Annotated in this window: 37 protein-coding genes; 34 read left to right on the forward strand and 3 right to left on the reverse strand. The window is 69.2% G+C overall.

Annotated features, from left to right (window positions below; genetic code table 11):
* Window positions 1-13: 13 nt before the first annotated feature.
* From rplB to ACFPCV_RS10155, 31 genes are all read left to right on the forward strand, one after another.
* Window positions 14-850: a 50S ribosomal protein L2 gene (rplB, locus tag ACFPCV_RS10005; protein WP_378055808.1), complete on the forward strand. Its 837-nt coding sequence runs from the start codon at window positions 14-16 to the stop codon at window positions 848-850.
* 19 nt (window positions 851-869) lie between these two features.
* The gene (gene rpsS, locus ACFPCV_RS10010; protein WP_184815358.1) at window positions 870-1,151 is read left to right on the forward strand and encodes a 30S ribosomal protein S19; all 282 of its coding nucleotides are present in this window, start codon (window positions 870-872) and stop codon (window positions 1,149-1,151) included.
* 19 nt (window positions 1,152-1,170) lie between these two features.
* On the forward strand, window positions 1,171-1,605 hold the full coding sequence (gene rplV, locus ACFPCV_RS10015; RefSeq protein ID WP_378055809.1) for a 50S ribosomal protein L22: 435 nt from the start codon (window positions 1,171-1,173) through the stop codon (window positions 1,603-1,605).
* Entirely contained in the window at window positions 1,605-2,462 is an 858-nt protein-coding gene (rpsC, locus tag ACFPCV_RS10020; RefSeq protein ID WP_378055810.1) for a 30S ribosomal protein S3, read from the forward strand. Before rplV ends, rpsC begins: the two co-directional genes overlap by 1 nt.
* Before the next feature lie 3 nt (window positions 2,463-2,465).
* The gene (gene rplP, locus ACFPCV_RS10025) at window positions 2,466-2,885 is read left to right on the forward strand and encodes a 50S ribosomal protein L16 (RefSeq protein WP_378055811.1); all 420 of its coding nucleotides are present in this window, start codon (window positions 2,466-2,468) and stop codon (window positions 2,883-2,885) included.
* Window positions 2,885-3,133 carry a 50S ribosomal protein L29 gene (gene rpmC, locus ACFPCV_RS10030; RefSeq protein WP_378055812.1) on the forward strand — a complete coding sequence of 83 codons (249 nt, stop codon included), beginning with the start codon at window positions 2,885-2,887 and terminating at the stop codon, window positions 3,131-3,133. Before rplP ends, rpmC begins: the two co-directional genes overlap by 1 nt.
* Window positions 3,130-3,411 (forward strand): 30S ribosomal protein S17, encoded by a 282-nt coding sequence (gene rpsQ, locus ACFPCV_RS10035; RefSeq protein WP_378055813.1) that lies wholly within the window; start codon window positions 3,130-3,132, stop codon window positions 3,409-3,411. The genes rpmC and rpsQ overlap by 4 nt, the downstream gene beginning before the upstream one ends.
* Window positions 3,408-3,776: a 50S ribosomal protein L14 gene (rplN, locus tag ACFPCV_RS10040; protein WP_184815363.1), complete on the forward strand. Its 369-nt coding sequence runs from the start codon at window positions 3,408-3,410 to the stop codon at window positions 3,774-3,776. Before rpsQ ends, rplN begins: the two co-directional genes overlap by 4 nt.
* Window position 3,777: 1 nt before the next feature.
* Window positions 3,778-4,092, forward strand: coding sequence for a 50S ribosomal protein L24 (gene rplX, locus ACFPCV_RS10045; RefSeq protein WP_378055814.1), 315 nt, complete (start codon window positions 3,778-3,780; stop codon window positions 4,090-4,092).
* The gene (gene rplE / locus ACFPCV_RS10050; protein WP_378055815.1) at window positions 4,092-4,664 is read left to right on the forward strand and encodes a 50S ribosomal protein L5; all 573 of its coding nucleotides are present in this window, start codon (window positions 4,092-4,094) and stop codon (window positions 4,662-4,664) included. Before rplX ends, rplE begins: the two co-directional genes overlap by 1 nt.
* Window positions 4,665-4,666: 2 nt before the next feature.
* Window positions 4,667-4,852, forward strand: a complete 186-nt coding sequence (locus ACFPCV_RS10055; RefSeq protein WP_378055816.1) for a type Z 30S ribosomal protein S14 — start codon at window positions 4,667-4,669, stop codon at window positions 4,850-4,852.
* 70 nt (window positions 4,853-4,922) lie between these two features.
* Window positions 4,923-5,321 (forward strand): 30S ribosomal protein S8, encoded by a 399-nt coding sequence (rpsH, locus tag ACFPCV_RS10060; protein ID WP_378055817.1) that lies wholly within the window; start codon window positions 4,923-4,925, stop codon window positions 5,319-5,321.
* An 18-nt stretch (window positions 5,322-5,339) separates the two neighbouring features.
* Entirely contained in the window at window positions 5,340-5,879 is a 540-nt protein-coding gene (gene rplF / locus ACFPCV_RS10065) for a 50S ribosomal protein L6 (protein ID WP_378055818.1), read from the forward strand.
* Window positions 5,880-5,881: 2 nt separating this feature from the next.
* On the forward strand, window positions 5,882-6,286 hold the full coding sequence (gene rplR / locus ACFPCV_RS10070; RefSeq protein ID WP_378055819.1) for a 50S ribosomal protein L18: 405 nt from the start codon (window positions 5,882-5,884) through the stop codon (window positions 6,284-6,286).
* Between the two features lie 31 nt (window positions 6,287-6,317).
* The gene (gene rpsE / locus ACFPCV_RS10075) at window positions 6,318-6,971 is read left to right on the forward strand and encodes a 30S ribosomal protein S5 (protein WP_184815368.1); all 654 of its coding nucleotides are present in this window, start codon (window positions 6,318-6,320) and stop codon (window positions 6,969-6,971) included.
* A gap of 1 nt (window position 6,972) precedes the next feature.
* Window positions 6,973-7,158, forward strand: coding sequence for a 50S ribosomal protein L30 (gene rpmD / locus ACFPCV_RS10080; protein ID WP_378055820.1), 186 nt, complete (start codon window positions 6,973-6,975; stop codon window positions 7,156-7,158).
* The gene (gene rplO / locus ACFPCV_RS10085; protein ID WP_378055896.1) at window positions 7,155-7,601 is read left to right on the forward strand and encodes a 50S ribosomal protein L15; all 447 of its coding nucleotides are present in this window, start codon (window positions 7,155-7,157) and stop codon (window positions 7,599-7,601) included. The genes rpmD and rplO overlap by 4 nt, the downstream gene beginning before the upstream one ends.
* A gap of 174 nt (window positions 7,602-7,775) precedes the next feature.
* Window positions 7,776-8,735 carry a hypothetical protein gene (locus ACFPCV_RS10090; protein ID WP_378055821.1) on the forward strand — a complete coding sequence of 320 codons (960 nt, stop codon included), beginning with the start codon at window positions 7,776-7,778 and terminating at the stop codon, window positions 8,733-8,735.
* Window positions 8,736-9,075: 340 nt separating this feature from the next.
* The gene (secY, locus tag ACFPCV_RS10095) at window positions 9,076-10,377 is read left to right on the forward strand and encodes a preprotein translocase subunit SecY (protein ID WP_378055822.1); all 1,302 of its coding nucleotides are present in this window, start codon (window positions 9,076-9,078) and stop codon (window positions 10,375-10,377) included.
* Window positions 10,374-10,928, forward strand: coding sequence for an adenylate kinase (locus ACFPCV_RS10100; protein WP_378055823.1), 555 nt, complete (start codon window positions 10,374-10,376; stop codon window positions 10,926-10,928). Before secY ends, ACFPCV_RS10100 begins: the two co-directional genes overlap by 4 nt.
* A gap of 41 nt (window positions 10,929-10,969) precedes the next feature.
* A complete protein-coding gene (map, locus tag ACFPCV_RS10105; protein WP_378055824.1) occupies window positions 10,970-11,737 on the forward strand; it encodes a type I methionyl aminopeptidase in 768 nt (255 codons plus the stop codon).
* A gap of 288 nt (window positions 11,738-12,025) precedes the next feature.
* Complete coding sequence (gene infA / locus ACFPCV_RS10110) at window positions 12,026-12,247, forward strand: translation initiation factor IF-1 (protein WP_005166804.1); 222 nt, start codon at window positions 12,026-12,028, stop codon at window positions 12,245-12,247.
* Between the two features lie 27 nt (window positions 12,248-12,274).
* Window positions 12,275-12,388: a 50S ribosomal protein L36 gene (gene rpmJ, locus ACFPCV_RS10115; RefSeq protein ID WP_010148647.1), complete on the forward strand. Its 114-nt coding sequence runs from the start codon at window positions 12,275-12,277 to the stop codon at window positions 12,386-12,388.
* 140 nt (window positions 12,389-12,528) lie between these two features.
* Window positions 12,529-12,909 (forward strand): 30S ribosomal protein S13, encoded by a 381-nt coding sequence (gene rpsM / locus ACFPCV_RS10120; protein WP_378055825.1) that lies wholly within the window; start codon window positions 12,529-12,531, stop codon window positions 12,907-12,909.
* 47 nt (window positions 12,910-12,956) lie between these two features.
* Entirely contained in the window at window positions 12,957-13,094 is a 138-nt protein-coding gene (locus ACFPCV_RS10125) for a hypothetical protein (protein WP_378055826.1), read from the forward strand.
* 18 nt (window positions 13,095-13,112) lie between these two features.
* Window positions 13,113-13,520, forward strand: coding sequence for a 30S ribosomal protein S11 (rpsK, locus tag ACFPCV_RS10130; protein ID WP_378055827.1), 408 nt, complete (start codon window positions 13,113-13,115; stop codon window positions 13,518-13,520).
* 22 nt (window positions 13,521-13,542) lie between these two features.
* Window positions 13,543-14,148, forward strand: coding sequence for a 30S ribosomal protein S4 (rpsD, locus tag ACFPCV_RS10135; RefSeq protein WP_378055828.1), 606 nt, complete (start codon window positions 13,543-13,545; stop codon window positions 14,146-14,148).
* A 96-nt stretch (window positions 14,149-14,244) separates the two neighbouring features.
* Window positions 14,245-15,303, forward strand: coding sequence for a DNA-directed RNA polymerase subunit alpha (locus ACFPCV_RS10140; protein WP_378055829.1), 1,059 nt, complete (start codon window positions 14,245-14,247; stop codon window positions 15,301-15,303).
* The gene (gene rplQ / locus ACFPCV_RS10145; RefSeq protein ID WP_465251557.1) at window positions 15,303-16,025 is read left to right on the forward strand and encodes a 50S ribosomal protein L17, sunset domain variant; all 723 of its coding nucleotides are present in this window, start codon (window positions 15,303-15,305) and stop codon (window positions 16,023-16,025) included. The genes ACFPCV_RS10140 and rplQ overlap by 1 nt, the downstream gene beginning before the upstream one ends.
* Complete coding sequence (truA, locus tag ACFPCV_RS10150) at window positions 16,022-16,852, forward strand: tRNA pseudouridine(38-40) synthase TruA (protein WP_378055897.1); 831 nt, start codon at window positions 16,022-16,024, stop codon at window positions 16,850-16,852. The genes rplQ and truA overlap by 4 nt, the downstream gene beginning before the upstream one ends.
* A gap of 54 nt (window positions 16,853-16,906) precedes the next feature.
* Entirely contained in the window at window positions 16,907-17,662 is a 756-nt protein-coding gene (locus ACFPCV_RS10155) for a hypothetical protein (protein WP_378055830.1), read from the forward strand.
* A 41-nt stretch (window positions 17,663-17,703) separates the two neighbouring features.
* On the opposite strand, the gene ACFPCV_RS10160 is transcribed toward ACFPCV_RS10155, so the two are convergent.
* The 3 genes from ACFPCV_RS10160 to ACFPCV_RS10170 are packed head-to-tail and all read right to left on the reverse strand — an operon-like array spanning window position 17,704 to window position 20,098.
* Window positions 17,704-18,369 carry a hypothetical protein gene (locus tag ACFPCV_RS10160; protein WP_378055898.1) on the reverse strand — a complete coding sequence of 222 codons (666 nt, stop codon included), beginning with the start codon at window positions 18,367-18,369 and terminating at the stop codon, window positions 17,704-17,706.
* 59 nt (window positions 18,370-18,428) lie between these two features.
* Complete coding sequence (gene eccE / locus ACFPCV_RS10165) at window positions 18,429-19,700, reverse strand: type VII secretion protein EccE (RefSeq protein ID WP_378055831.1); 1,272 nt, start codon at window positions 19,698-19,700, stop codon at window positions 18,429-18,431.
* Window positions 19,697-20,098: a hypothetical protein gene (locus ACFPCV_RS10170; protein ID WP_378055832.1), complete on the reverse strand. Its 402-nt coding sequence runs from the start codon at window positions 20,096-20,098 to the stop codon at window positions 19,697-19,699. The genes eccE and ACFPCV_RS10170 overlap by 4 nt, the downstream gene beginning before the upstream one ends.
* 247 nt (window positions 20,099-20,345) lie before the next feature.
* On the opposite strand from ACFPCV_RS10170, the gene eccB reads away from it, so the two are divergent.
* The 3 genes from eccB to ACFPCV_RS10185 all read left to right on the forward strand — a co-directional run bounded on the left by eccB (window position 20,346) and on the right by ACFPCV_RS10185 (window position 23,434).
* Window positions 20,346-21,968, forward strand: coding sequence for a type VII secretion protein EccB (eccB, locus tag ACFPCV_RS10175; RefSeq protein WP_378055833.1), 1,623 nt, complete (start codon window positions 20,346-20,348; stop codon window positions 21,966-21,968).
* Between the two features lie 105 nt (window positions 21,969-22,073).
* The gene (locus tag ACFPCV_RS10180) at window positions 22,074-22,385 is read left to right on the forward strand and encodes a hypothetical protein (RefSeq protein ID WP_378055834.1); all 312 of its coding nucleotides are present in this window, start codon (window positions 22,074-22,076) and stop codon (window positions 22,383-22,385) included.
* Window positions 22,382-23,434, forward strand: coding sequence for a WXG100 family type VII secretion target (locus ACFPCV_RS10185; protein ID WP_378055835.1), 1,053 nt, complete (start codon window positions 22,382-22,384; stop codon window positions 23,432-23,434). The genes ACFPCV_RS10180 and ACFPCV_RS10185 overlap by 4 nt, the downstream gene beginning before the upstream one ends.
* The last annotated feature ends 11 nt before the right edge of the window (window positions 23,435-23,445 follow it).

Here is a 23,445-nt window from a genome sequence, read left to right on the forward strand (position 1 = left end):
GGACTGCGTAGAGATGGGCATTCGCAAGTACAAGCCGACGACGCCGGGGCGTCGTGGGTCCAGCGTCTCCGACTTCGCCGAGATCACCCGGTCGGAACCGGAGAAGTCGCTGATCCGGCCGCTGCACGGCCGAGGTGGCCGCAACGTGCACGGCAAGATCACCACCCGGCACAAGGGTGGCGGTCACAAGCGGGCGTACCGGCTGATCGACTTCCGGCGCCACGACAAGGACGGCGTGCCGGCCAAGGTCGCGCACATCGAGTACGACCCGAACCGGACCGCGCGCATCGCGCTGCTGCACTACGCCGACGGCGAGAAGCGCTACATCCTCGCCCCGGACAAGATCAAGCAGGGCGACCGGATCGAGAACGGGCCGGGCGCGGACATCAAGCCGGGCAACGCCCTGCCGATGCGCAACATCCCGGTCGGCACCGTGATCCACGCGATCGAGCTGCGGCCGGGCGGTGGCGCCAAGATCGCCCGCTCCGCCGGTGCACGCGTCCAGCTGGTCGCGAAGGAAGGCCCCTACGCCCAGCTGCGTATGCCCTCCGGCGAGATCCGCAACGTGGACGTGCGCTGCCGCGCGACGGTGGGCGAGGTCGGCAACTCCGAGCACGCCAACATCAACTGGGGCAAGGCGGGCCGCATGCGGTGGAAGGGCAAGCGCCCGACCGTCCGCGGTGTCGCGATGAACCCGGTGGACCACCCGCACGGTGGTGGTGAGGGCAAGACCTCCGGTGGTCGCCACCCGGTGAACCCGGCAGGCAAGCCAGAGGGCCGCACCCGCCACAAGGGCAAGGCCAGCGACCGGATGATCGTCCGTCGTCGCCGGACCGGCAAGAAGCGCTAAGAGCAGGAGGGAGTGACAGATGCCTAGGAGTTTGAAGAAGGGCCCGTTCGTCGACGACCACCTGCTCAAGAAGGTGGACGCGCTCAACGAGTCCGGCAAGAAGACCGTCATCAAGACGTGGTCGCGCCGGTCGACGATCATCCCCGACATGCTGGGCCACACGATCGCGGTGCACGACGGCCGCAAGCACGTGCCGGTCTTCATCTCGGAGGCCATGGTCGGGCACAAGCTGGGCGAGTTCGCCCCGACCCGGACCTTCAAGGGCCACGTGAAGGACGACCGCAAGGCGCGCAGGCGCTAAAGGACATAGGGAGTAAGCGATGAGTGACGAGACCGCCGTGGAAGAGCTTCCGCGCGCGATTGCTCGGGCTCGCTTCGTCCGCGCCACGCCGATGAAGGTGCGCCGGGTCGTCGAGCTGATCAGGGGCCGCAGCGCCGAGGAAGCCCTCGCCGTGCTCCGGTACGCGCCGCAGTCCGCGAGCGACCCGGTGGCGAAGGTGCTCGCGAGCGCCGTGGCCAACGCCGAGAACAACCTGGACCTCGACCCGGACACGCTCTGGGTCAGCAAGGTCTACGTGGACGAGGGTCCGACCCTCAAGCGGTTCCGCCCACGGGCCCAGGGCCGTGCGTACCGGATCCGGAAGCGGACCAGCCACATCACCGTCGAGGTGGAGTCGCGGCCGAAGCCGGAGCCGAAGGCGGCTCGGAAATCCCAGGCGAGCCGTAAGTCCAGTGCGAAGAGGAGTGCCAGCTAGTGGGTCAGAAGATCAACCCGCACGGCTTCCGGCTCGGGATCACCACTGACTGGAAGTCCCGCTGGTATGCCGACAAGCAGTACGCGGAGTACGTGGCAGAGGACGTGAAGATCCGCAAGCTCCTGTCCAAGGGCATGGAGCGCGCCGGGATCTCGAAGGTGGAGATCGAGCGCACCCGTGACCGGGTCCGCGTCGACATCCACACCGCCCGTCCGGGCATCGTCATCGGCCGCCGCGGCGCCGAGGCGGACCGGATCCGCGGCGAACTCGAGAAGCTGTCGGGCAAGCAGGTGCAGCTGAACATCCTCGAGGTGAAGAACCCCGAGGCCGACGCCCAGCTGGTCGCCCAGGTGACCGCCGAGCAGCTGTCCAACCGCGTGTCCTTCCGCCGCGCGATGCGCAAGGCCATCCAGTCGGCCATGCGCAGCCCGCAGGTCAAGGGCATTCGTGTGCAGTGCGGTGGCCGTCTCGGCGGCGCCGAGATGTCCCGCTCCGAGCACTACCGCGAGGGCCGGGTGCCGCTGCACACGCTGCGCGCCGACATCGACTACGGCTTCTTCGAGGCCCGCACCACCTTCGGCCGGATCGGCGTGAAGGTGTGGATCTACAAGGGTGACGTCGTCGGCGGCCGCCGCGAGGTCGAGGCACGCAGCCAGGCCCCGCAGGAGCGCGCGCCGCGCCGGGAGCGGCCCACCAGGGCACGCCGTTCCGGTGCGTCGGGCACCACCGCGACCAGCACCGAGGCCGGCCGCGCAGCGGCAGAGGCGTCGGCGCCAGCGCCAGCAGAGCAGGCCGAGCCGCAGACCCCGTCTGTGAACGGGAGCGGCGAAGCCCAGACGACCAACGGGGAGGGCTGAGCAGTGCTCATCCCACGCAAGGTCAGGCACCGCAAGCAGCACCACCCCAAGCGGGGCGGCGCCGCGAAGGGCGGCACCAGGGTCACCTTCGGTGAGTTTGGTATCCAGGCTCTCCAGCCTGCCTACGTGACCAACCGGCAGATCGAGTCCGCTCGTATCGCCATCAACCGGCACATCCGTCGTGGCGGCAAGGTGTGGATCAACATCTTCCCCGACCGCCCGCTGACCAAGAAGCCCGCCGAGACCCGCATGGGTTCCGGTAAGGGTTCGCCGGAGTACTGGATCGCGAACGTCAAGCCGGGCCGGGTGATGTTCGAGTTGAGCTTCCCGAACGAAGCGGTCGCGCGCGAGGCGCTCACGAGGGCGATCCACAAGCTCCCGATGAAGTGCCGCATCGTCACGCGTGAAGGTGGTGACTTCTGATGGCCGCTGGTACGCAGGCGTCCGAGCTCCGTGAGCTGAACGACGAGGAGCTGGTCCTCCGCCTCCGCGAGGCGAAGGAGGAGCTGTTCAACCTCCGGTTCCAGATGGCGACCGGCCAGATGGACAACAACCGCAGGCTCCGTACGGTTCGGCACGACATCGCCCGGATCTACACCGTGATGCGAGAGCGTGAGCTGGGCCTCTCTGTGTCCCCCGACGAGGTTTCCAGTGATGAGGGTGCCGCATGAGTGAGACGACTGAGACGCAGAGCAAGCCGCGCGGGCGCAGGAAGGTCCGCGAGGGCCTGGTCGTGTCGGACAAGATGGACAAGACGATCGTGGTCGCGCTCGAGGACCGTAAGAAGCACCCGCTCTACGGCAAGGTCATGCGCTCCACGACCAAGGTCAAGGCGCACGACGAGGAGAACACCGCTGGTGTCGGCGACCGCGTGCTGCTGATGGAGACCCGCCCGCTCTCGGCGACCAAGCGCTGGCGGCTGGTGGAGATCTTGGAGAGGGCAAAGTGATCCAGCAGGAATCGCGACTGCGGGTCGCCGACAACACGGGCGCGAAGGAGATCCTCTGCATCCGTGTGCTCGGTGGCTCGGGTCGGCGTTACGCGGGAATCGGCGACATCATCGTCGCCACTGTCAAGGACGCGATGCCCGGCGCGGGCGTGAAGAAGGGTGACGTCGTCAAGGCGGTCATCGTTCGCACGTCGAAGGAGCGCCGTCGGCCGGATGGCTCGTACATCCGGTTCGACGAGAACGCCGCCGTGCTGATCAAGCAGGACAACGAGCCGCGCGGGACGCGCATCTTCGGTCCGGTCGGTCGCGAGCTGCGCGACAAGAAGTTCATGAAGATCATCTCGCTGGCTCCGGAGGTGCTCTGACATGAAGGTCAAGAAGGGTGACACGGTCGTCGTCATCGCGGGCAAGGACAAGGGCGCCAAGGGCAAGGTCATCCAGGCCTACCCCGAGCGCGGCAAGGTCCTGGTCGAGGGCGTCAACCGCATCAAGAAGCACACCCGGATCAGCCAGACGCAGCGCGGCGCCCAGTCGGGCGGGATCGTCACCCAGGAGGCGGCGATCGACGTGAGCAACGTGATGATCGTCGGTGACGACGGCAAGCCCACCCGGGTCGGCTACAAGTTCGACGACGAGGGCCGCAAGGTCCGGATCTCGCGCCGCACCGGGAAGGAGATCTGATGACCACGGCAACGTCCGAGGAGAAGACCATCCCCCGGTTGAAGACCCGGTACCGCGAGGAGATCGTGGCCGGTCTGCGCGAGGACTTCACCTACGAGAACGCGATGCAGGTTCCCCGCGTCGTGAAGGTCGTGGTGAACATGGGTGTCGGTGACGCCGCTCGTGACGGCAAGCTGATCGAGGGCGCGCTGCGCGACCTCTCGCTGATCACCGGCCAGAAGCCGCAGGTGCGGCGGGCCACCAAGTCCATCGCGCAGTTCAAGCTGCGTGAGGGCATGCCGATCGGTGCGAAGGTGACCCTGCGCGGCGACCGCATGTGGGAGTTCCTCGACCGGCTGCTGACGATCGCGCTGCCGCGTATCCGTGACTTCCGCGGTCTGTCGCCGAAGCAGTTCGACGGCAACGGCAACTACACGTTCGGTCTCAACGAGCAGTCGATGTTCCACGAGATCAACCCGGACTCGATCGACCGTCCGCGGGGTATGGACATCACCGTCGTCACCACCGCGACCAACAACGAGGAGGGCAAGGCGCTGCTGCGGCGCCTGGGCTTCCCGTTCAAGGAGAACTGACGATGGCCAAGAAAGCCCTTGTCCACAAGGCCGCGCAGAAGCCGAAGTTCAAGGTGCGGGGTTACACCCGGTGCCAGCGGTGCGGCAGGCCGCGTGCGGTGTTCCGCAAGTTCGGCCTCTGCCGTATCTGCCTGCGGGAGATGGCCCACCGCGGCGAGCTCCCCGGCGTGAACAAGTCCAGCTGGTAACACCCAGAGAACCATCCATCCCGCCAAAGGCCCCGAGGGGAACCATGGCGAGAAAGGTTGACAGGTCACCATGACGATGACCGACCCGATCGCAGACTTCTTGACCCGTCTGCGTAACGCCAACTCGGCGTACCACGACGAGGTCGTGCTGCCGCACTCGAAGCTGAAGGCCAACATCGCGGAGATCCTCAAGCGCGAGGGCTACATCTCGGGCTACCGCGACGAGGAAGGCGAGAAGGGCAAGAACCTTGTCGTCGAGCTGAAGTACGGCCCGAACCGGGAGCGCAGCATCGCCGGTCTGCGCCGGGTTTCCAAGCCCGGTCTCCGGGTGTACGCGAAGTCGACCAGTTTGCCCAAGGTGCTCGGTGGCCTCGGCGTGGCGATCATCTCCACGTCCGCGGGTCTCCTGACGGACCGGCAGGCCAGCAAGCAGAGGATGGGCGGGGAAGTCCTCGCCTACGTCTGGTAGCGGGAAGGGGAGTAGTAGATGTCTCGCATCGGTAAGCTGCCGATCCCCGTCCCGGCCAACGTGGACGTGAAGATCGACGGCCAGAGCATCAGCGTCAAGGGCCCGAAGGGCACCCTGGCACACACGATCGCCGAGCCGATCATCGTGGAGCGCGGCGAGGACGGCGTCCTCGAGGTCCGCCGCCCCGACGACGAGCGACGCAACCGTGCCCTGCACGGTCTGACCCGGTCCCTGGTGAACAACCTGGTGGTCGGTGTCACCGAGGGTTACGAGAAGAAGCTCGAGATCCACGGCGTCGGTTACCGGGTCCAGCTCAAGGGCTCGGACCTGGAGTTCTCGCTTGGCTACAGCCACCCGGTCAAGGTCTCGCCGCCGGAGGGCATCACCTTCGCGGTCGAGAGCCCGACCCGGTTCTCCGTCCAGGGGATCGACAAGCAGCGGGTCGGCGAGATCGCCGCGAACATCCGCAAGCTGCGCAAGCCCGACCCGTACAAGGGCAAGGGCGTGCGGTACGCGGGCGAGAAGATCCGCCGCAAGGTCGGAAAGACGGGTAAGTGATCATGAGCGAAGCGACTGTTACCAAGCGCAGGAAGCCGTTGGGCAAGGACATCTCGACGCGTCGTCGGGTGTCCAAGGCCCGCCGCCACTTCCGGGTGCGCCGGAAGGTCAGCGGGACGGCGGAGCGGCCGCGGCTGTCGGTCACGAAGTCGTCGCGACACATCGTCGCGCAGCTGGTCGACGACCTGGCGGGCAAGACGATCGCGTCGGCGTCCACCCTCGAGGCGGACGTGCGGGCACTGGACGGCGACAAGAAGGCCCGCGCGGCCAAGGTCGGCCAGCTGGTTGCCGACCGCGCCAAGAACGCCGGCGTCACGAAGATCGTGTTCGACCGCGGTGGCAACGACTACCACGGCCGGATCGCGTCTCTCGCCGACGCTGCCCGGGAAGCCGGGTTGGAGTTCTGATCATGTACGAGTACACGGGAAGGATCGCCTGATGCCGGGACGTTCACGGCAATTCGGCGGCGGCCAGCAGGGCGGCCAGGGCGGTGACAACCGCGGAGATCGCGGTGACCGTCGGGACCGCAGGGACCGTCGCGATGGGGGCCGTGGCGGGGCGGCCCAGGACAAGACCGCGCACATCGAACGCGTGGTGGCCATCAACCGGGTCGCCAAGGTCGTGAAGGGTGGTCGCCGGTTCAGCTTCACCGCGCTGGTCGTGGTGGGCGACGGCGACGGGATGGTCGGCGTCGGCTACGGCAAGGCGAAGGAGGTGCCGGCCGCGATCGCCAAGGGTATTGAGGAGGCGAAGAAGAACTTCTTCAAGGTCCCGAGGATCGCGGGCACCATCCCGCACCCGATCCAGGGCGAGCGTGCCGCCGGTGTCGTGCTCCTGCGTCCGGCCTCCGCCGGTACCGGCGTCATCGCCGGTGGCCCGGTGCGTGCCGTGCTGGAGTGCGCCGGTGTCCACGACGTGCTGTCGAAGTCGCTCGGCAGCGACAACGCGATCAACATCGTGCACGCGACGGTGGCCGCGCTGAAGGGTCTGCAGCGTCCGGAGGAGGTGGCGGCCCGTCGCGGTCTGCCGCTCGAGGACGTGGCCCCGGCAGGCATGCTCCGGGCGCGCGCGCAGGCTGGTCAGGGGAAGTGACATGGCACAGCTCAAGGTGACCCAGGTCCGCAGTGTCATCGGGACCAAGCGCAACCACCGGGAGTCGCTGCGCACGCTGGGCCTGCGGAAGATCCGCCAGTCCACCGTGCGTGAGGACACCCCGCAGGTTCGCGGCCTGATCCACACCGTCCGTCACCTCGTGACGGTCGAGGAGGTCGAAAACTGATGGCCATCAAGATCCACCACCTCCGTCCCGCGCCCGGCGCGAAGACGGAGAAGCAGCGGGTCGGCCGTGGTGAAGGCGGCAAGGGCGGCAAGACCGCAGGCCGCGGCACCAAGGGCACGAAGGCACGGAAGAACGTGCCTGCCCGTTTCGAGGGTGGGCAGATGCCCATCCACATGCGGCTGCCGAAGCTGCGTGGCTTCAAGAACCGGTTCCGCACCGAGTTCCAGCCGGTGAACGTCGGCGACATCGCCGCTGCGTTCCCGGAGGGCGGCACGGTGGGTGTGGTCGAGCTGGTCCAGGCCGGTCTCGTCCGCAAGAACGAGCTGGTGAAGGTGCTCGGCGACGGGGACCTGTCGGTGAAGCTCGACATCACCGCGCACAAGTTCTCGAAGTCCGCGGCCGAGAAGCTCTCGGCGGCGGGCGGCAGCGCCACCACGCTGTAGACGTAGGTACGAAAGCGGCCGGCAGGGTTTCCTGCCGGCCGTTCTTCGTTTGTGCTGACCACCGGAAGGGCATTGGGCAGACCCGCTGGCAGACCGTGGCGCGACTGGTCGTGGGTGCGTGATCGTGACATTTTCGTGCTGTGTCCGAGCTTGCCGATACGCCACGCTCCAGACATGACCATGGGGGAGCAGCGGCCGGTCCATCCGGCGGCGATGTCGACGCTCGCGCACACCACGACGGGCCCGGCACGCTGGCACGCGACCCAGGTGACGGCCGCGCTGCTGGCGTTCTGCGCGGTGGTCCTGGTGATCGTGGGCTCGTTCCTCCCGCTGTACTCGGGCGTCCTGAGCATCGGCGCCGAGAACATCGAGGTGACGATCTCCCCGTGGAGCGCGGACGTCACCGGCACCATCGAACCGGGTGACGTTCCCACGATCGGCTACCCGTTGGTCTTCGCCGCGATCGTCCTGGCGTGCGCCGCCGCCATGTGCTGGTACGCGGCGGTTCCCGCCACCCCACCTGGTGTGGGCCGGGTGTCGGCGCTCACCACGGTGATCGGCTCCGCCTTCCTCATCGGCACCGTGTGGACGACGGCCCTGATGGTGATGAACGGTGTCGACAGCGTGCTGCTCATCGGCACGGTGGCCCCCGGCCTGGAAACGGAAGCGACGTACCTGGTGGGCTACTGGCTGTTGTTGGTGGCGGCCCTGTCCAGTCTGGTCGCGGCCGTGCTGGCCCTGATCCCGGTCCGTCAGCCGACGTGGGCCCAGATCAACCCGGACTTCGTGCCGCGGCCGTACGGCGTCGCCCTGCCCGTCCAGCCGGTCCAGCCCGTCCGGCCCACGGGCCCACCGCAGCCCGCCTTCCAGGTGGATCCGCTGACCGGGCAGCCACTGCCGCCCAGTCCGCCGACCGGCGTGCCCGTGGCCCATCAACCGTTCACCGGCTCTGCGCCGCCACAGCCCACCACGCAGCCGAACGCCGGACCAGCGGTGCCGCTGCCACCCGCTGTCGACGTGCCGCCCCGGCAGGCGCCCACCGCCGAGCCGGTGCCCGCGCAGCCGGTGACACCACCGGTTGCCGGCCGGCCCCCGGGGCAGGAACCCGGCCCGGCGGCGGAACAACGGCCCTGAGCCGACCGCCCGGCGAAGACCCGCACGACCACGACCAGGTGGTCGGCATGTGCCTCCCGTCACACCTGGAACGCACGTCCCGGCGAACAGGCTGTCCACACGGGTTCCGTTTGGTCGGCCCGTGCTAGGCCGAACGGATGGCTCGGGATGCTTAGTGGCCAGGGGGTGCAGGAGCCCCCGGGGGTCCTGTTAAAGTCGTGGGACGCTTCGGGTGGAGTGCCCCCCGAAGCGTTCCTGGCTTGCCAGCTACCTGGCGACAGGATGCGTGTTCCCGGCCGGTAACCAACCGGCAAAGCCGATCGCCGGCGAAGATCGCCGGCGACGCCGAGGAGGTCCTTGCGTGCTCAGCGCCTTCCGCTCGGCTCTCGCGACGCCGGATCTGCGCCGCAAGATCCTTTTCACCCTGATGATCATCGGGGTCTATCGGGTCGGCGCCATGCTGCCCTCCCCGGGTGTCTCGTACCCGAACGTGCAGAAATGCATGGCCGACGTCGACAACCAGAGCATCTACCAGCTGCTGAACCTGTTCAGCGGTGGTGCGCTACTGCAGTTGTCGGTGTTCGCGCTCGGGATCATGCCCTACATCACGGCGAGCATCATCATCCAGCTGCTGACCGTGGTCATCCCGCGGTTCGAGCAGCTGAAGAAGGAAGGCCAGTCCGGCCAGGGCAAGCTCACGCAGTACACCCGCTACCTGACCATCGGTCTCGCGGTGCTGCAGGCCACCGGCATCATCGCCATGGCCAACCGGGGCGGCCTGTTCGGTGACTGCCAGGACCCGATCATCCCGCAGAACGGGGTCTTCGACCTGGCCCTGATCATCCTCACGATGACCGCGGGCACCGCCGTGATCATGTGGTTCGGCGAGCTGATCACCGAACGCGGTATCGGCAACGGCATGTCGCTGCTGATGTTCGTCAACATCGCGGCGCGCATCCCGGCCGAGGGTGGCAACATCCTCGAGAACAACGGCCCGCTGGTCTTCACGATCGTCTGCCTGTTCGGCCTCGCGATCATCGTCGGTGTGGTGTTCCTCGAGCAGGGGCAGCGCCGCATCCCGGTGCAGTACGCGAAGCGCATGGTCGGTCGCCGCATGTACGGCGGCACCTCGACCTACCTGCCGATGAAGGTCAACCAGGCGGGCGTCATCCCGATCATCTTCGCATCGTCGCTGCTGTACCTGCCGGACCTGATCACCAGGCTCGCGGGCAACGAGAACAACTGGTGGACGCGGTTCGTCGCCGATCACCTCACGCGGCAGTCCGACTGGGTGCACATCCTGGTCTACTTCGCGATGATCATCTTCTTCACGTACTTCTACATCAGCATCCAGTTCAACCCGAACGAGCGTGCTGACGACATGAAGAAGTACGGCGGCTTCATTCCCGGCATCCGCCCTGGTCGGCCGACCGCCGAGTACCTGCAGTTCGTGCTGAGCAGGATCACCCTGCCCGGTTCGATCTACCTCGGCATCATCGCCGTGCTGCCCAACTTCTTCCTGGACATCACCGGTGACGGCCAGAACCAGAACTTCCCCTTCGGCGGTACCGCTGTCTTGATCATGGTTGGCGTGGGTCTCGACACCGTCAAGCAGATCGAAAGCCAGCTCATGCAGCGCAACTACGAAGGGTTCCTCAAGTGACACGTCTCGTTCTCGTCGGTCCGCCGGGTGCGGGCAAAGGCACTCAGGCGACCGCGCTGAGCGAGAAGCTGGGCATTCCGCACATCTCCACCGGCGACCTGTTCCGCAAGAACATCGCCGAGGAGACCGAGCTCGGCAAGCAGGTCAAGGACATCCTCGACAGCGGTGGCCTCGTCCCGGACGAGGTCACCAACCAGATGCTGATCGAGCGCCTCGAGCAGTCCGACACGGCGAACGGCTTCCTGCTGGACGGTTTCCCGCGCAACATCGGCCAGGCGGACGTCCTGGCGAAGGTGCTGGCGGACGCCGCACAGAAGCTCGACGCGGTGGTGCAGCTACAGGTCGACGAGGAGGTCGTGGTGAAGCGACTGCTGTCCCGCGGCCGCAACGACGACAACGAGGACGTCATCCGGCACCGGCAGCACGTGTACCGGTCGGAGACGGCGCCGCTGCTGGACTACTACCGGGACGTGCTGGTCACCGTCGACGGTGTCGGTGCCGTCGACGAGATCACCGACCGGGTGCTTGCCGCGCTGCGCGACCGGACGTGACCGGTGGCCTGTTCGGCGCGTTGCTCCGGCGGCGTGACAGCATGATCGAGCTGAAGACCCCAGCCGAGCTGGAGGCCATGCGTGCGGCCGGTCTCGTGGTGGCGAAGGCACTCGCCGCGGTCGCGGCCGCGGTCCGGCCCGGCGTCAGCACGGGCGAGCTGGACGAGGTGGCGTTCGAGGTCATCCGCGACGCGGGTGCCGTCCCGTCGTTCCTCGGCTACCACGACTACCCGGCCACGATCTGCGCCTCGGTGAACCAGCAGATCGTGCACGGCATCCCGTCCCGCGACCAGGTGCTGGCCGAGGGCGACCTGATCTCCGTCGACTGCGGCGCCATCCTCGACGGCTGGCACGGCGACTCCGCCGTGACGCTGGGGGTGGGCACGGTGTCGGCGGCCGACCAGGCGCTGTCCGACGCGACCAGGGCGGCGATGGAGGCCGGCATCGAGGCGGTCCGCCCGGACGGGCGGCTCACGGACATCTCCCACGCCATCGAGGAGTCGGTCCACAGGACCGAACGCGCGTCGGGTACGACCTACGGCATCGTCCGCGAGTACGGCGGCCACGGCATCGGCAGGGCCATGCACATGGACCCGTTCCTGCCGAACTACGGCAAGCCGGGCAAGGGTCCGCGCCTCCGGGTCGGTATGGCGATCGCCATCGAACCGATGCTGACCATCGGCGGCGAGCAGACCCAGGAACTCGACGACGGTTGGACCGTGGTCACCGCGGACGGCTCCAGGGCAGCCCACTGGGAACACACGGTGGCCATCACCGAAGACGGCCCGTGGGTGCTGACCGCGCCGTAACGGCGCGGCTGGGTCAGGCGATCGGCTGACCGCAGACCGTTCGACGGTGACAGAGGGTGAGAAAGTGTCACCCCAGCGGGTCGGCCACGGCGGTTACCATGGCGGGTGAGGCCCCGTCTTCACCCGTACACAACCCCCCGGAATGCCGCACCGTCAGCAGCGCGCGTACACTAGTTCGGTGGCGCACTCGTTGCGCCTTCTCCGTCATGCGTGTCAGTAGTTGAGTACGCGCGCGGCGGGCTGCGTAGACCATAGAACGCTGTGTAGACAAAACGAAGCGCGGAGGACATGGGCAAGAAGGACGGGGCCATCGAGGTCGAAGGCCGTGTGGTGGAGCCGCTCCCCAACGCGATGTTCCGTGTCGAGTTGGAGAACGGACACAAGGTTCTCGCACACATCAGCGGCAAGATGCGGCAGCACTACATCCGCATTCTGCCCGAGGACCGAGTGGTCGTGGAGCTGTCGCCCTACGACCTGTCCCGCGGCCGAATCGTCTACCGCTACAAGTAGCAGAGCCACCGATAGAGAGACAGGGACGTGAAGGTCCAGCCGAGCGTCAAGAAGATCTGTGACAAGTGCAAGGTGATCCGCCGTCACGGCCGGGTCATGGTGATCTGCGAGAACCTGCGCCACAAACAGCGCCAGGGCTGATCACAGCACGACAGCAGACAGAAGAGGCCCTCCCCAGACCTGCCGAGCCACACGGGCTCGGTTCACCCCCGGACCAGGCCGGGGCCCGCCAGCACGGGGCGGTCGGGGAGCAGACCTGGAAGAACCCTTCAAGAGGAGATATGGCACGCGTTGCTGGCGTCGACCTCCCCCGCGAAAAGCGGATGGAGATCGCGCTGACCTACATCTACGGCGTCGGCCGTACCCGTTCCAAGGAGTTGCTGGTCGCGACCGGCATCAGCCCGGACCTGCGCGCCAAGGACCTGTCCGACGAGGACGTGGCGAAGCTCCGTGAGCACATCGAGACCAACTACAAGGTCGAGGGTGACCTCCGCCGCGAGGTGAACGCGGACATCCGCCGGAAGATCGAGATCGGCTGTTACGAGGGCCTTCGCTGGCGTCGCGGCCTGCCCGTCCGGGGCCAGCGCACCAAGACGAACGCCCGTACCCGTAAGGGCCCGAAGAAGACGGTCGCCGGCAAGAAGAAGGCTGGGAAGAAGTGAGCTCGGTCGTATCGGTCGTCCCACAGCGACGACGCAACCGCCAGTTCGTGGCTCTGCAGGTGGCTCCCAAGGCCCGCCCGCAGGCACTTCGCGACCTGTACCGGGACTACGGCACGGTCATCCGCCACGCGGACCGCGACTCGAGCAACGAGTCCGAGTCCGACACCACCCAGACTTCGCGTTAACAGGAGCTCCAGAAAGACATGCCACCCAAGTCCCGTCAGGGCGCCGGCGTCAAGAAGGTCCGGCGCAAGGAAAAGAAGAACGTCGCTCACGGCCACGCGCACATCAAGAGCACGTTCAACAACACGATCGTGTCCATCACCGACCCGACCGGCAACGTGATCAGCTGGGCGTCCAGCGGCCACGTCGGCTTCAAGGGCTCGCGCAAGTCGACGCCGTTCGCCGCGCAGATGGCCGCCGAGAACGCGGCCCGCAAGGCGGCCGAGCACGGCATGCGCAAGGTCGACGTCTTCGTGAAGGGCCCCGGCTCCGGCCGGGAGACCGCGATCCGTTCGCTGCAGGCGGCGGGCCTCGAGGTCGGCACCATCCAGGACGTCACGCCGCAGCCGCACAACGGGTGCCGCCCGCCCAAGCGGCGCCGGGTCTAAGGGAACGGGGGACTAGAGAGAAATGGCTCGTTACACCGGACCCGTGACTCGCAAGTCACGTCGTTTCAAGGTCGACCTGGTCGGCGGCGACCGCTCGTTCGAGCGTCGCCCGTACCCGCCCGGCCAGCACGGCCGCGGCCGCATCAAGGAGAGCGAGTACCTCCTGCAGCTGCAGGAGAAGCAGAAGGCTCGCTACACCTACGGCGTGCTGGAGCGGCAGTTCCGCCGCTACTACGAGCAGGCCGCGCGCACCAAGGGCAAGACCGGTGAGGCGCTGCTGCAGCTGCTCGAGTCGCGACTGGACAACGTGGTGTACCGCGCGGGTCTCGCCCGCACGCGCCGCCAGGCCCGTCAGCTCGTGTCGCACGGCCACTTCATCGTGAACGGCAAGAAGGTCAACGTCCCGAGCTTCCAGGTGTCGAAGTTCGACATCATCGACGTGAAGCCGAAGTCGGTCAACACCCTGCCGTTCGTGGCCGCCAAGGAGTCCTTCGGCGACCGGCCGATCCCGGGCTGGCTGCAGGTCGTGCAGTCCAACCTGCGGATCCTCGTGCACCAGCTGCCCGAGCGCGCGCAGATCGACGTGCCCGTGCAGGAGCAGCTGATCGTCGAGTTCTACTCGAAGTGATCCATCCCGGCGGTGGCCCGTCCTGCGGGCCGCCGCCGGGTTCATCTCCGGTGGGCGTCAAATAGCGGTCGCCCCTGAGGTAAAGGAAACAAGAAAGTGCTGATTTCTCAGCGGCCCTCGCTCGGCGAGGAGCCGGTCAACGAGACGCGTTCCCGGTTCACCATCGAGCCGCTGGAGCCGGGTTTCGGCTACACGCTGGGCAACTCGCTGCGGCGGACCCTGCTGTCGTCGATCCCTGGCGCGTCCGTCACGAGCATCCGCATCGACGGTGTGCTGCACGAGTTCACCACGGTGCCGGGTGTGAAGGAAGACGTCACCGACATCATCCTCAACCTCAAGGAGCTCGTCGTCAGCTCCGAGGAGGACGAGCCGGTCACCATGTACCTGCGCAAGCAGGGACCCGGTGAGGTCAGCGCGGGGGACATCGTGCCGCCGGCCGGCGTCACCGTGCACAACCCCGATCTCCACATCGCCACGCTGAACGGCAAGGGCAAGCTGGAGATCGAGCTCGTCGTCGAGCGCGGCCGCGGCTACGTGCCCGCGGTGCAGAACAAGCAGGCGGGCGCTGAGATCGGCCGGATCCCGGTCGACTCGATCTACTCGCCGGTGCTGCGGGTCACCTACAAGGTCGAGGCGACGCGTGTCGAGCAGCGCACCGACTTCGACCGGCTGATCCTCGACGTCGAGACGAAGCCGTCGATCACCCCGCGGGACGCCGTCGCGTCGGCCGGCAAGACGCTGGTCGAGCTGTTCGGTCTCGCCCGCGAGCTCAACGTGGACGCCGAGGGGATCGAGATCGGTCCGTCGCCGCAGGAGGCGGACACCATCGCCGCCTACGCGATGCCGATCGAGGACCTCGACCTCACCGTGCGTTCGTACAACTGCCTCAAGCGCGAGGGCATCCACACCGTGGGTGAGCTTGTCTCGCGCAGCGAGGCCGACCTGCTGGACATCCGCAACTTCGGTGCGAAGTCGATCGACGAGGTCAAGATGAAGCTCGTCGGGCTCGGCCTCGCGCTGAAGGACAGCCCGCCCGGGTTCGACCCGACCACCGCCGCCTCGGACTACTCGAGCGAGGGCTGGTCGGACAGTGGCGTTGGCGCGGACGCCGGCAGTGACGATGGCCAGGACTACGCGGAGACGGAGCAGCTGTAATGCCCACGCCAACCAAGGGCGCCCGCCTGGGCGGCTCGCCGGCCCACGAGCGGCTGATGCTGGCAAACCTCGCCACATCGCTGTTCCAGCACGGCCGGATCACCACCACCCAGGCCAAGGCCAAGAAGCTGCGGCCGTACGCGGAGCGCCTGATCACCAAGGCGAAGCGGGGTGACCTCCACAACCGGCGCCTGATCATGAAGGTGATCAGGGACCAGGAGGTCGTGCACCGTCTCGTCACGGAGATCGGCCCGTTCTTCGCGGACCGCAACGGCGGCTACACCCGCATCCTGAAGACGATCCCGCGCAAGGGCGACAACGCCCCCATGGCGATCATCGAGCTGGTGGCCGAGAAGACCGTCACCGCGGAGGCCGAGGCCGCACGCAAGACGAAGTTCGCCAAGGACGAGAAGGCCGCCACCCCCGCCGAGGAGACCCCGGCAGAGGACACGGCCGTCGAGACCCCCGCGGCGGACGTCGAGGTCGAGGAGAGCACGTCGGACGACGAGCACCCCTACGGCGCGGGCAGCCATGTCGCGCTGGAGGACGGCTCGGAGCCCGAGGGCTTCCCGATCAAGGGCAACGCCGACTCGATGCTGTACCACGAGCCGGGCACGTCGCACTACGACCGGACCGTCGCCGAGGTGTGGTTCACCACCGCCGAGGACGCGGAGCAGGCCGGCTTCAGCAAGCCGCCGTCGCAGCAGGACGACGAGTCCTGACCGGTTTCGCATCCGACGAGCCCGCCGCCCCCAGGGGTGGCGGGCTCGTCCGGTTCCAGCTCGGCATCGCCTACGACGGCACGGAGTTCTCCGGCTGGGCCCGCCAGCCGGGCCGCCGCACGGTGTGCGCGGTCATCGAGGACACCCTGTCGATGGTCCTGCGCCACGACGTCCGGCTGACCGTCGCGGGCCGCACCGACGCGGGCGTGCACGCGTCCGGTCAGGTGGCGCACACGGACCTGCCGACGGCGCCGGACCTGAACCGCCTGGCCCGCGCGCTGCCCCCGGACGTGCGTGTGCACTCGGTCTCGGTGGCCCCGCCGGGTTTCGACGCCCGTTTCTCCGCTGTGCGCAGGCACTACCGCTACCGGCTGTGCGACCGCCAGTGGGCCGCGGACCCGTTGCGCCGAAACGACACCGTGACGTGGCCCCGCCGCCTGGACGTGTCGGCGATGAACGAGGCGTCCCGGCTTCTGGTGGGCCTGAACGACTTCGTCGCGTTCTGCCGCCGCCGCGAAGGCGCGACGACGATCCGCGACCTGCAACGGCTCACGTGGGCCCGCGACGGGGACGTGGTGACCGCGGCGGTGTCGGCGGACGCGTTCTGCCACTCGATGGTCCGCAGCCTGGTCGGCGCACTGCTCGCGGTGGGCGAGGGCCGCAAACCGGTCGAGTGGCCGGGTTCGCTGCTGACGGCACGAACCCGCCCGAGCACGATCACGGTCGCCCCCGCGCACGGCCTGACCCTGGTCGGAGTGGACTACCCGCCCCCGGACCAACTGACCGCCCGCGCAGAACAGACCCGCAACGTGCGCGAACGTCTCTGACATGCTCCTGACGCCGAGGTCACAGAGGACATACAGTGGCGTCGGAGGTGAGCGGTGGGACGCGGCACGGAAAGGCGCGACGACTGGCGCGCGCGGATGGCTCTGCGTGGCGGGCCGCTCTCGCATGCGATCGCGCGTGCGGGGTGGCTCGTGTGCGCGATACTGGGCGCCCTGGCGATGGTCGGTGTCGCGGTGTTGTACGCGGCGAGTCCGGGCGAGCGGGGCGCGGACAACAGCGTGGCCGCCAACTTCGTGGGTGGCATGATCGTGATGGTGCCGATCGGCGCGGCGATCGGGGCGCTGCTCGGACTGGCCGCCCAGACCGCCGCACGGACGTGGCTGCGCAACCCGACCGAGGCCGAACGGCGGGTCGCACGTGCGGCCGAGATGGCCGCGGTGACGCAGATTCCGGCGCACGGCCTGCGTGCTTCGGGGCGCTGGGCACGCTCCTACGAGACGTGCGCACGTTCGGTCGCCGCGTACCACCACGTCGTCACCACATTGCCGGACGGCGCGGGCCGTGACTGGCTCGCCGGGATCGGCCAGACGCTGGACGACGAACTGGCCGAGTCCCTTCGGCTGGCGCGGCTCGGGGAGAACCTGGAGCTGGGGGACGGCAGGCCGGCCGGGACCGCTCTGCGGGTGCTCGACCGGCTGCACGCGGCGGAGAGGTCGTTCGCCGAGACCACCGAACGCGCCGCGGCCATCGCTCTGGAGCTGCGCGACGAGTCGGACTTCGTACGGGTGCGCGCCCAGCTCGACATGCTCGCCGGGCAGACACCGCATCTACGCGCTTCCGGTCATCACTGACGCCGGAGTCGCCCCGGGTGCCGCGTCCCGGCCCGCCGTTCTCAGTCGCCGCGCCGCACCGGGCCCAGGATCTGCTGTTCCTTGGTGTTGGTGATCAGCTTCATCCGCTTCCACAGCATGTGCCCGAGCGCGACGACCTCGTCGTCGGCGAGCGTGGTCAGCTCGTGCACCATCGGCGGCGGCAGCCGCCACACCCGCGCCGCGAGCTGGGCCTGACCGACCGGCAGCCGCTGCAGCAGCACCAGGTCCGCCGCGTTCGCGGTCGCCCCGGCCTGCGGGTGCATGTACGGCAGCACGTACACCGTCGTCTGCCACGGCGAGCGGGGCGGGAACAGCTCCTGCGGCGTCGGGCCACCGTCGTGCACGACGAGCAGCGGGCCGTCCTCGGAGGGGCGGGGCAGCTCGACCGGGCTCAGGCGCCGGATCTGCACGAGCGGCGCGGGCCGCCCGTCCGGTCCGGTGCCCGCGGCCTTCTGCAGCACCTGCCACGCCGCGGGCCGCCCGGTCGCGACGACCACCCACGCGCCGACCGCCATGGCGCGCAGCGCGACCTGCCGCGCCAGGTACAGCCCGCCGACCAGCACGAGACGGGTCGGGGCGGGCCGCAGCGCGGAGATCGTCATCGGCTCGCCCTGCATCGACGAGCCGAGCATCATGCCGCCCCGGTCGCCGGTCGGGCTGACCGCGTCGAGCATCGAGGGCGACATCAGGAACTCCTGTGTCAGCCCGTTGCCGGTCTGTACTTCGAGCAGCCTCGACGACTCACTCACGCTCGGCCTCCCAGCGGCAGCGTCGCGGCGAGCCCGGCCACCTGCAGCCCGCGCAGCGGGGTCAGGGTGATGCCGAGCCGGTCGGAGATCGTGGTCAGCCGCTCGTCGGCGTACTCCAGCTCGCCGGGGGTGCGGGCACTGACCCGCACGAGCCCGCGCATGCCGACCTGGTCGTCCTCGGCGCCCGGCGAGATGGACACCGCGACCGTCGACGACAGCGCGCGCACCCCGGTCAGCGCGTTGAGGCTGGTCGCGGGCTTGCCCTTGGACCAGCCGGTGATCGCGTAGCTGGCGTGGCCGATGCCCGCGACCGTCACCCCGGTCCACCGCTCGGTGAGCCGGGCCCTCGGGGTCTGCGGCAGCTGCTGCGGCTGGCCGGGGCCCGGCGCGGGCACGTGCAGCGCGCCGGTCAGCTCCGCGGCCGAGATACCGGCCTTGAGCAGCTCGTCCGGGTCGAGCGGACGGGTCGGCACACCACGCGACTCGAGTGCGTTGCGGACGCGGGACAGCGCACCGATCAGCGCGCGGTGCGCACCGAGCACGCCGCCGCCCCGTTCGCGGACCGCGGCCGGGCAGCGGCGCGGGTCGAGCCGGACGGCGACCCACGTGGTGCGGCGCGCGGCCGCGGGCAGCGGGCCGAGCAGCTCCATGTATGAGGCAAGGGCGGGGGAGTTCGGGGGCAGCGCGGCGCTGCCCGGGTAGCAGTGCCAGATGACCTGGATGGCGTCGAGCACCACACCGCGGTCCTCCAGGCACGGCGCGAGCGCGCCGAGCGGCAGGTTCGGTGCGCCGCCGAGCTGCGTGACCAGGCCGGGGGCGGGGTCGACGAGCAGGACCGCGGTCCACGTGCCGTCGTGCCAGGCGAGGCCGAGCGGCCTGCGCTCGTGGTCCTGGCCGTGCGCGACGACCAGGTCGGGCACGGCCAGGCGCAGCAGGCTGACGCGCGGGTCGTCGGGACCGGTGACCGGGGTGACGTCGGAGTCGGCGATGCCCTCGATGCTGACCGGTTTGGTCGGCTTGGAAAGGCGGGAGTGTGAGCGCATCGCGTAGCGGGCGGTGAGCCCGATCCACTGCGTGAACCAGCGGCCGCGCCAGCGGATGGCGGCGATCAGCAGACCGGCGACGGCGATGCCGATCGCGACGTACACCAGGTCGATGTCGATCGCGAGCAGGACCAACCCGATCGCGACGGCGATCTCGAGGACCACCAGGTTCGTGACGGGCAGCGCGCCGAGGCTGGCACCCCTGGTGCGCCGCCGCGCGGTCATCGGGGGCGGGGGCGGGCCTGCCGGCGGTCGTGCACCGGACGATCCACCGTTGCCGCCGGGACCACCAGGTCCACCTGGCCCACCGGGACCGGACCCACCGGGTCCGCCAGGACCCGAGCCGCCCGGACCACCAGGCCCACCAGGCCCACCGGGCCCACCAGGCCCACCGGGACCACCAGGACCGGCGGGACCACCAGGACCGGCGGCACCAGGCCTGCCGGGGCCACCAGGACCGCCGCGGCCACCAGGTCCGGGACCACCGGGCCCGCCCGGTCCGCCGGGGGCGGGCCGAACGGGAGCGGCGGGCATGCCCGGCACGCCACCCGGCGGTGTCGCCCGCCCCGGTGTCGCGCCCGGTCCGGCGGGGCCGCCGGGGCCTGCCGGGTGTGCGGGGGCACCTTGTCCTCCGTGCCGACCGACGGGGGCCCCGGACCCCGGCGGTCTCGGCGGCTGGGCCGGAGGGGGCGTGCCGCCGTTCCCGCGCCGTGGAGGAGTGCTCACCGACATCCGCTCGATCTTTCCCCTCGTCACCTGTGTGCCCCGCAGGCTCCCGATTCTGCCGCCTGCCCGGAACCGCCGTGCAACCGACGCCGATGGGGCTATCCTGCGGAACCGTACCGCGATCGGGGAGCTGCAGAGGCGGAAATGCCATCTACACCGACTACCAAGTCACAGGTTCAGGCGTATCGGTTCGTGCTGCGCAGGATGCAGTCGGCCCTCGTCCGCAAGGACGCGGTGATGCTGCACGACCCGATGCGGACGCACAGCCGCGCGACCGTCGTCGGGGTGTGCATCGCCGCGATCGGCCTGCTGGGCTTCCTCATCTGGGGGATCCTGTCGCCCAAGCCCAAGGCGCCCGACGAGGACGGCATCGTCATCGGCAAGCCGTCTGGCCAGGTCTACGTGCTCATCGCCAAGCCGGACAAGAAGCTGGTGCCCGTGTTCAACATGGCGTCGGCGCGGCTGCTGCTCATGGCGCAGCAGCAGAATTCCTCGGACGGCGGTGACGCGCAGGCCGACCAGCAGGGTGGGGCCGTGCCGCAGGTCGTCGCGCCGACCGTGGTCGACGACAACGAGCTCCGGGACATCCCGAAGGGCCGCAAGGCGGGCATCGCCGACGGGCCGGACCTGCTGCCGAGCGCGGACCAGCGCATCGAGTCGCTGTGGACCGTGTGCGACCAGTACATCCTCGACGACGGCCTGCCGGACCCGGCGAAGGAGAACAAGGTCGAGACCACGGTGATCGCCGGGGTCAAGGAGCTCGGTCCCGAGCTGAAGCAGAACGAGTCGCTGCTGGTGCGGGCCCCGAACGGGAAGACCTACCTCGTCTACCGCACCCCCGGCACGGCGAACCTGCCCAACACCAGCGCGGTGCGCGCGGAGGTCGACCTCGAGGACGACCGGGTGCGGACCGCGCTGGAGCTCAACGGCGTCGAGCCGCGCACGATCACCACCGGCATGCTCAACGCCATCCCGGAGAAGGCGCCGCTGAAGTCGCCGGGCATCGCGGGCCGCGACACCGACTCCGACGTCGACCTCGACAACCCGGAGCTGCGGAAGGTCGGTTCGGTGTTCGAGGTCGAGCGGGCAGGCGACGTGACCAGGACCTACGTGTTGCTCAAGGACGGCATCGAGGAGATCAAGCGGTCGACCGCCAACCTCATCCGGTACTACCGCAACCTCGGCGGGGAGCGGATCGCCGCGGTCAGCCCGGCGCTGATCGCGAACGTCGAGCAGCGCCGCGAGATCGACGACTCGACGTTCCCCGAGCGGGACACCGAGGTGCTCGACCCGAAGAACTTCCCCGTCGCCTGCCTCGGCTGGAGCTACTCCGGCGAGGGCGACAACGCGGAGGAGTTCACGGCGGTGCACGTCGGCAAGAAGCTGCCGGGCATCAAGACGAACCAGAACAACGAGCCGCAGACGGTCGCGATCTCCAGCCCCAACGCGGACGGGATCCGGATCGACCACTTCTACATGCCGCCCGGCCGGGGTGCCGTGGTGCGGCAGGCGACGTCGCCGGAGGACTTCACCCGCGGGCAGATCACGCTGGTCTCCGACCGCGGCGTGAAGTACGGCGTGCCCGACGCGCGGACCGCGGCCGGGCTCGGGCTCGGCGACCAGAAACCGGCGCCCAGAAGCATCATCCAGCTGTTGCCCGACGGGGCCTCGCTGAGCGTGAAGGACGTGGAACAGAGCTACGACTCGATCCCGTTCGGGCCGGGGCAGTACCCGTCGGAGGACGCGGAAGCGCAGGGTGGCGGCTGATTCTGTTCGCAAAGTCCTGTCCCCGCGTGGGTACCTCGTTGCACAAGCACCGGTGGGAACCACGCGTGGTCACCTATCGTCGGAGGCCTGACGAAGGGTGGACTTGTGACGGGGATCAAGTTCGACGCGACGTGGGTCGGCGGGTACGCGCAGCTCGCGGGCAACAGCGCGGAGGCGCTTGCCGAGGGCGTCAGGACGATGGCCATCGAGCCGCTCGACCAGGAGTCGTTCGGTCAGCTGGGGCGGACCGTCCACACCACCCAGGCCTACGGCAAGGCCGCACAGCTGTTGCGTGAGCAGCTGGCGCGTGCCGTCGAGGCGCTCGGGGCCGCGTCCGACGGGCTGGCGAAGGTCACCGCCGGGTACGTCGACACCGACGACGAGGGTGGCGTGACGATCCGCCGGGAGGAGCGGTGAGCCACGAGGTCGCCGACGTCACGGCCGCGCCGGATGGCAGGGACGTCGAGAACCAGGTCGCGGTCCAGCTCGGTTACCTGTCCAGGCTCGCGCGCCACCTGGGCGTCGACGACCCGGTGGAGGAGTACTTCGCCCCGGTCGTGGGCCGGTGGAGCGACCTGCACGCCGAGGCGGGCCGCTGGCGGCTCGTCGGCGAGGGCACCGAGCAGGTGACCGCGGCGCTGACCACACCGCTGGGCAAGCTGGACGCCGCGTGGGACGGCGAGGCGGCGCAGTCGTTCATCGCGTACATGCAGAAGGTGGGCCTGGCGGGCAACGACCTGTCCGACGCGATGATCGCGATGGCCGACGTGCTCGACAAGACCGCGGACGGCATCCGCGAGATCGTCGTGCAGCTGGCGAGCGTCATGGCGGAGACCGCGGAGACCGCGTCGGAGGCCATGGCGATCCCGGTCCAGGGGGACGACCGGACGCGCGAGTACCTCGACCTCATGCGCAGGCCCACCAAGGAGCTTTTCGAGGCGGTGCGGCAGATCCTCGAGGGTTTCGTGCAGCTCTGCGAGGGTGTCGACGGCTCGGCCGCCTTCCAGGGCGTCACGATGGCGCACACGTTCCCGCAGGACAACTGGTCGATGCCCGAGCCGCCCGCCGCGCCGTCGGCGCCGCCGCCCGCCGAGGCGCTGGACACGAGCACGGACAAGGCGGGTGCTGTCGGCGGTGGCGGCGGCGGCTTCGGTGGGGGCGGTGGTGGTGTCGGCGGTGGCCCGTCGGCCCCGCCGTTGGCCCCCGGCAACTACACGGTGGCGGGGGAACAGGTCCCCAGGCCGGAGGCCCCGGCCCCGGTCGCGGCGGCAGCGGCGAACGAACCGAGGAGCGGCGGCCGCATGGGCGGCATGGGCATGATGCCGATGGCCCCGATGATGGGTGCGGGTGGCAAGGGCGGCGACGCCGACCACAAGTCCCACAGCCGCGTCGTCGGCAACCCGCTGGACATCTTCGGCAAACCGGAGAAGGCCAGCACCCCGGTGATCGGCGCCGACGACGACTGAGCCGGGCCGTG

Origin of the sequence: Actinophytocola glycyrrhizae (assembly GCF_042653545.1) — a bacterium.
GTDB lineage: Bacteria > Actinomycetota > Actinomycetes > Mycobacteriales > Pseudonocardiaceae > Actinophytocola > Actinophytocola glycyrrhizae.

What these genes read in the sequence shown, in the direction of transcription:
- rplB (WP_378055808.1), top strand. Translation starts at nt 14, where the DNA reads ATGGGCATTCGCAAGTACAAGCCGACGACGCCGGGGCGTCGTGGGTCC.
- rpsS (WP_184815358.1), top strand. Translation starts at nt 870, where the DNA reads ATGCCTAGGAGTTTGAAGAAGGGCCCGTTCGTCGACGACCACCTGCTC.
- rplV (WP_378055809.1), top strand. Translation starts at nt 1,171, where the DNA reads ATGAGTGACGAGACCGCCGTGGAAGAGCTTCCGCGCGCGATTGCTCGG.
- rpmC (WP_378055812.1), top strand. Translation starts at nt 2,885, where the DNA reads ATGGCCGCTGGTACGCAGGCGTCCGAGCTCCGTGAGCTGAACGACGAG.
- rpsQ (WP_378055813.1), top strand. Translation starts at nt 3,130, where the DNA reads ATGAGTGAGACGACTGAGACGCAGAGCAAGCCGCGCGGGCGCAGGAAG.
- rplX (WP_378055814.1), top strand. Translation starts at nt 3,778, where the DNA reads ATGAAGGTCAAGAAGGGTGACACGGTCGTCGTCATCGCGGGCAAGGAC.
- rplE (WP_378055815.1), top strand. Translation starts at nt 4,092, where the DNA reads ATGACCACGGCAACGTCCGAGGAGAAGACCATCCCCCGGTTGAAGACC.
- ACFPCV_RS10055 (WP_378055816.1), top strand. Translation starts at nt 4,667, where the DNA reads ATGGCCAAGAAAGCCCTTGTCCACAAGGCCGCGCAGAAGCCGAAGTTC.
- rpsH (WP_378055817.1), top strand. Translation starts at nt 4,923, where the DNA reads ATGACGATGACCGACCCGATCGCAGACTTCTTGACCCGTCTGCGTAAC.
- rplF (WP_378055818.1), top strand. Translation starts at nt 5,340, where the DNA reads ATGTCTCGCATCGGTAAGCTGCCGATCCCCGTCCCGGCCAACGTGGAC.
- rplR (WP_378055819.1), top strand. Translation starts at nt 5,882, where the DNA reads ATGAGCGAAGCGACTGTTACCAAGCGCAGGAAGCCGTTGGGCAAGGAC.
- rpsE (WP_184815368.1), top strand. Translation starts at nt 6,318, where the DNA reads ATGCCGGGACGTTCACGGCAATTCGGCGGCGGCCAGCAGGGCGGCCAG.
- rpmD (WP_378055820.1), top strand. Translation starts at nt 6,973, where the DNA reads ATGGCACAGCTCAAGGTGACCCAGGTCCGCAGTGTCATCGGGACCAAG.
- ACFPCV_RS10090 (WP_378055821.1), top strand. Translation starts at nt 7,776, where the DNA reads ATGACCATGGGGGAGCAGCGGCCGGTCCATCCGGCGGCGATGTCGACG.
- map (WP_378055824.1), top strand. Translation starts at nt 10,970, where the DNA reads ATGATCGAGCTGAAGACCCCAGCCGAGCTGGAGGCCATGCGTGCGGCC.
- infA (WP_005166804.1), top strand. Translation starts at nt 12,026, where the DNA reads ATGGGCAAGAAGGACGGGGCCATCGAGGTCGAAGGCCGTGTGGTGGAG.
- rpsM (WP_378055825.1), top strand. Translation starts at nt 12,529, where the DNA reads ATGGCACGCGTTGCTGGCGTCGACCTCCCCCGCGAAAAGCGGATGGAG.
- rpsK (WP_378055827.1), top strand. Translation starts at nt 13,113, where the DNA reads ATGCCACCCAAGTCCCGTCAGGGCGCCGGCGTCAAGAAGGTCCGGCGC.
- rpsD (WP_378055828.1), top strand. Translation starts at nt 13,543, where the DNA reads ATGGCTCGTTACACCGGACCCGTGACTCGCAAGTCACGTCGTTTCAAG.
- rplQ (WP_465251557.1), top strand. Translation starts at nt 15,303, where the DNA reads ATGCCCACGCCAACCAAGGGCGCCCGCCTGGGCGGCTCGCCGGCCCAC.
- ACFPCV_RS10160 (WP_378055898.1), bottom strand. Translation starts at nt 18,369, where the DNA reads ATGTCGCCCTCGATGCTCGACGCGGTCAGCCCGACCGGCGACCGGGGC.
- eccE (WP_378055831.1), bottom strand. Translation starts at nt 19,700, where the DNA reads ATGACCGCGCGGCGGCGCACCAGGGGTGCCAGCCTCGGCGCGCTGCCC.
- eccB (WP_378055833.1), top strand. Translation starts at nt 20,346, where the DNA reads ATGCCATCTACACCGACTACCAAGTCACAGGTTCAGGCGTATCGGTTC.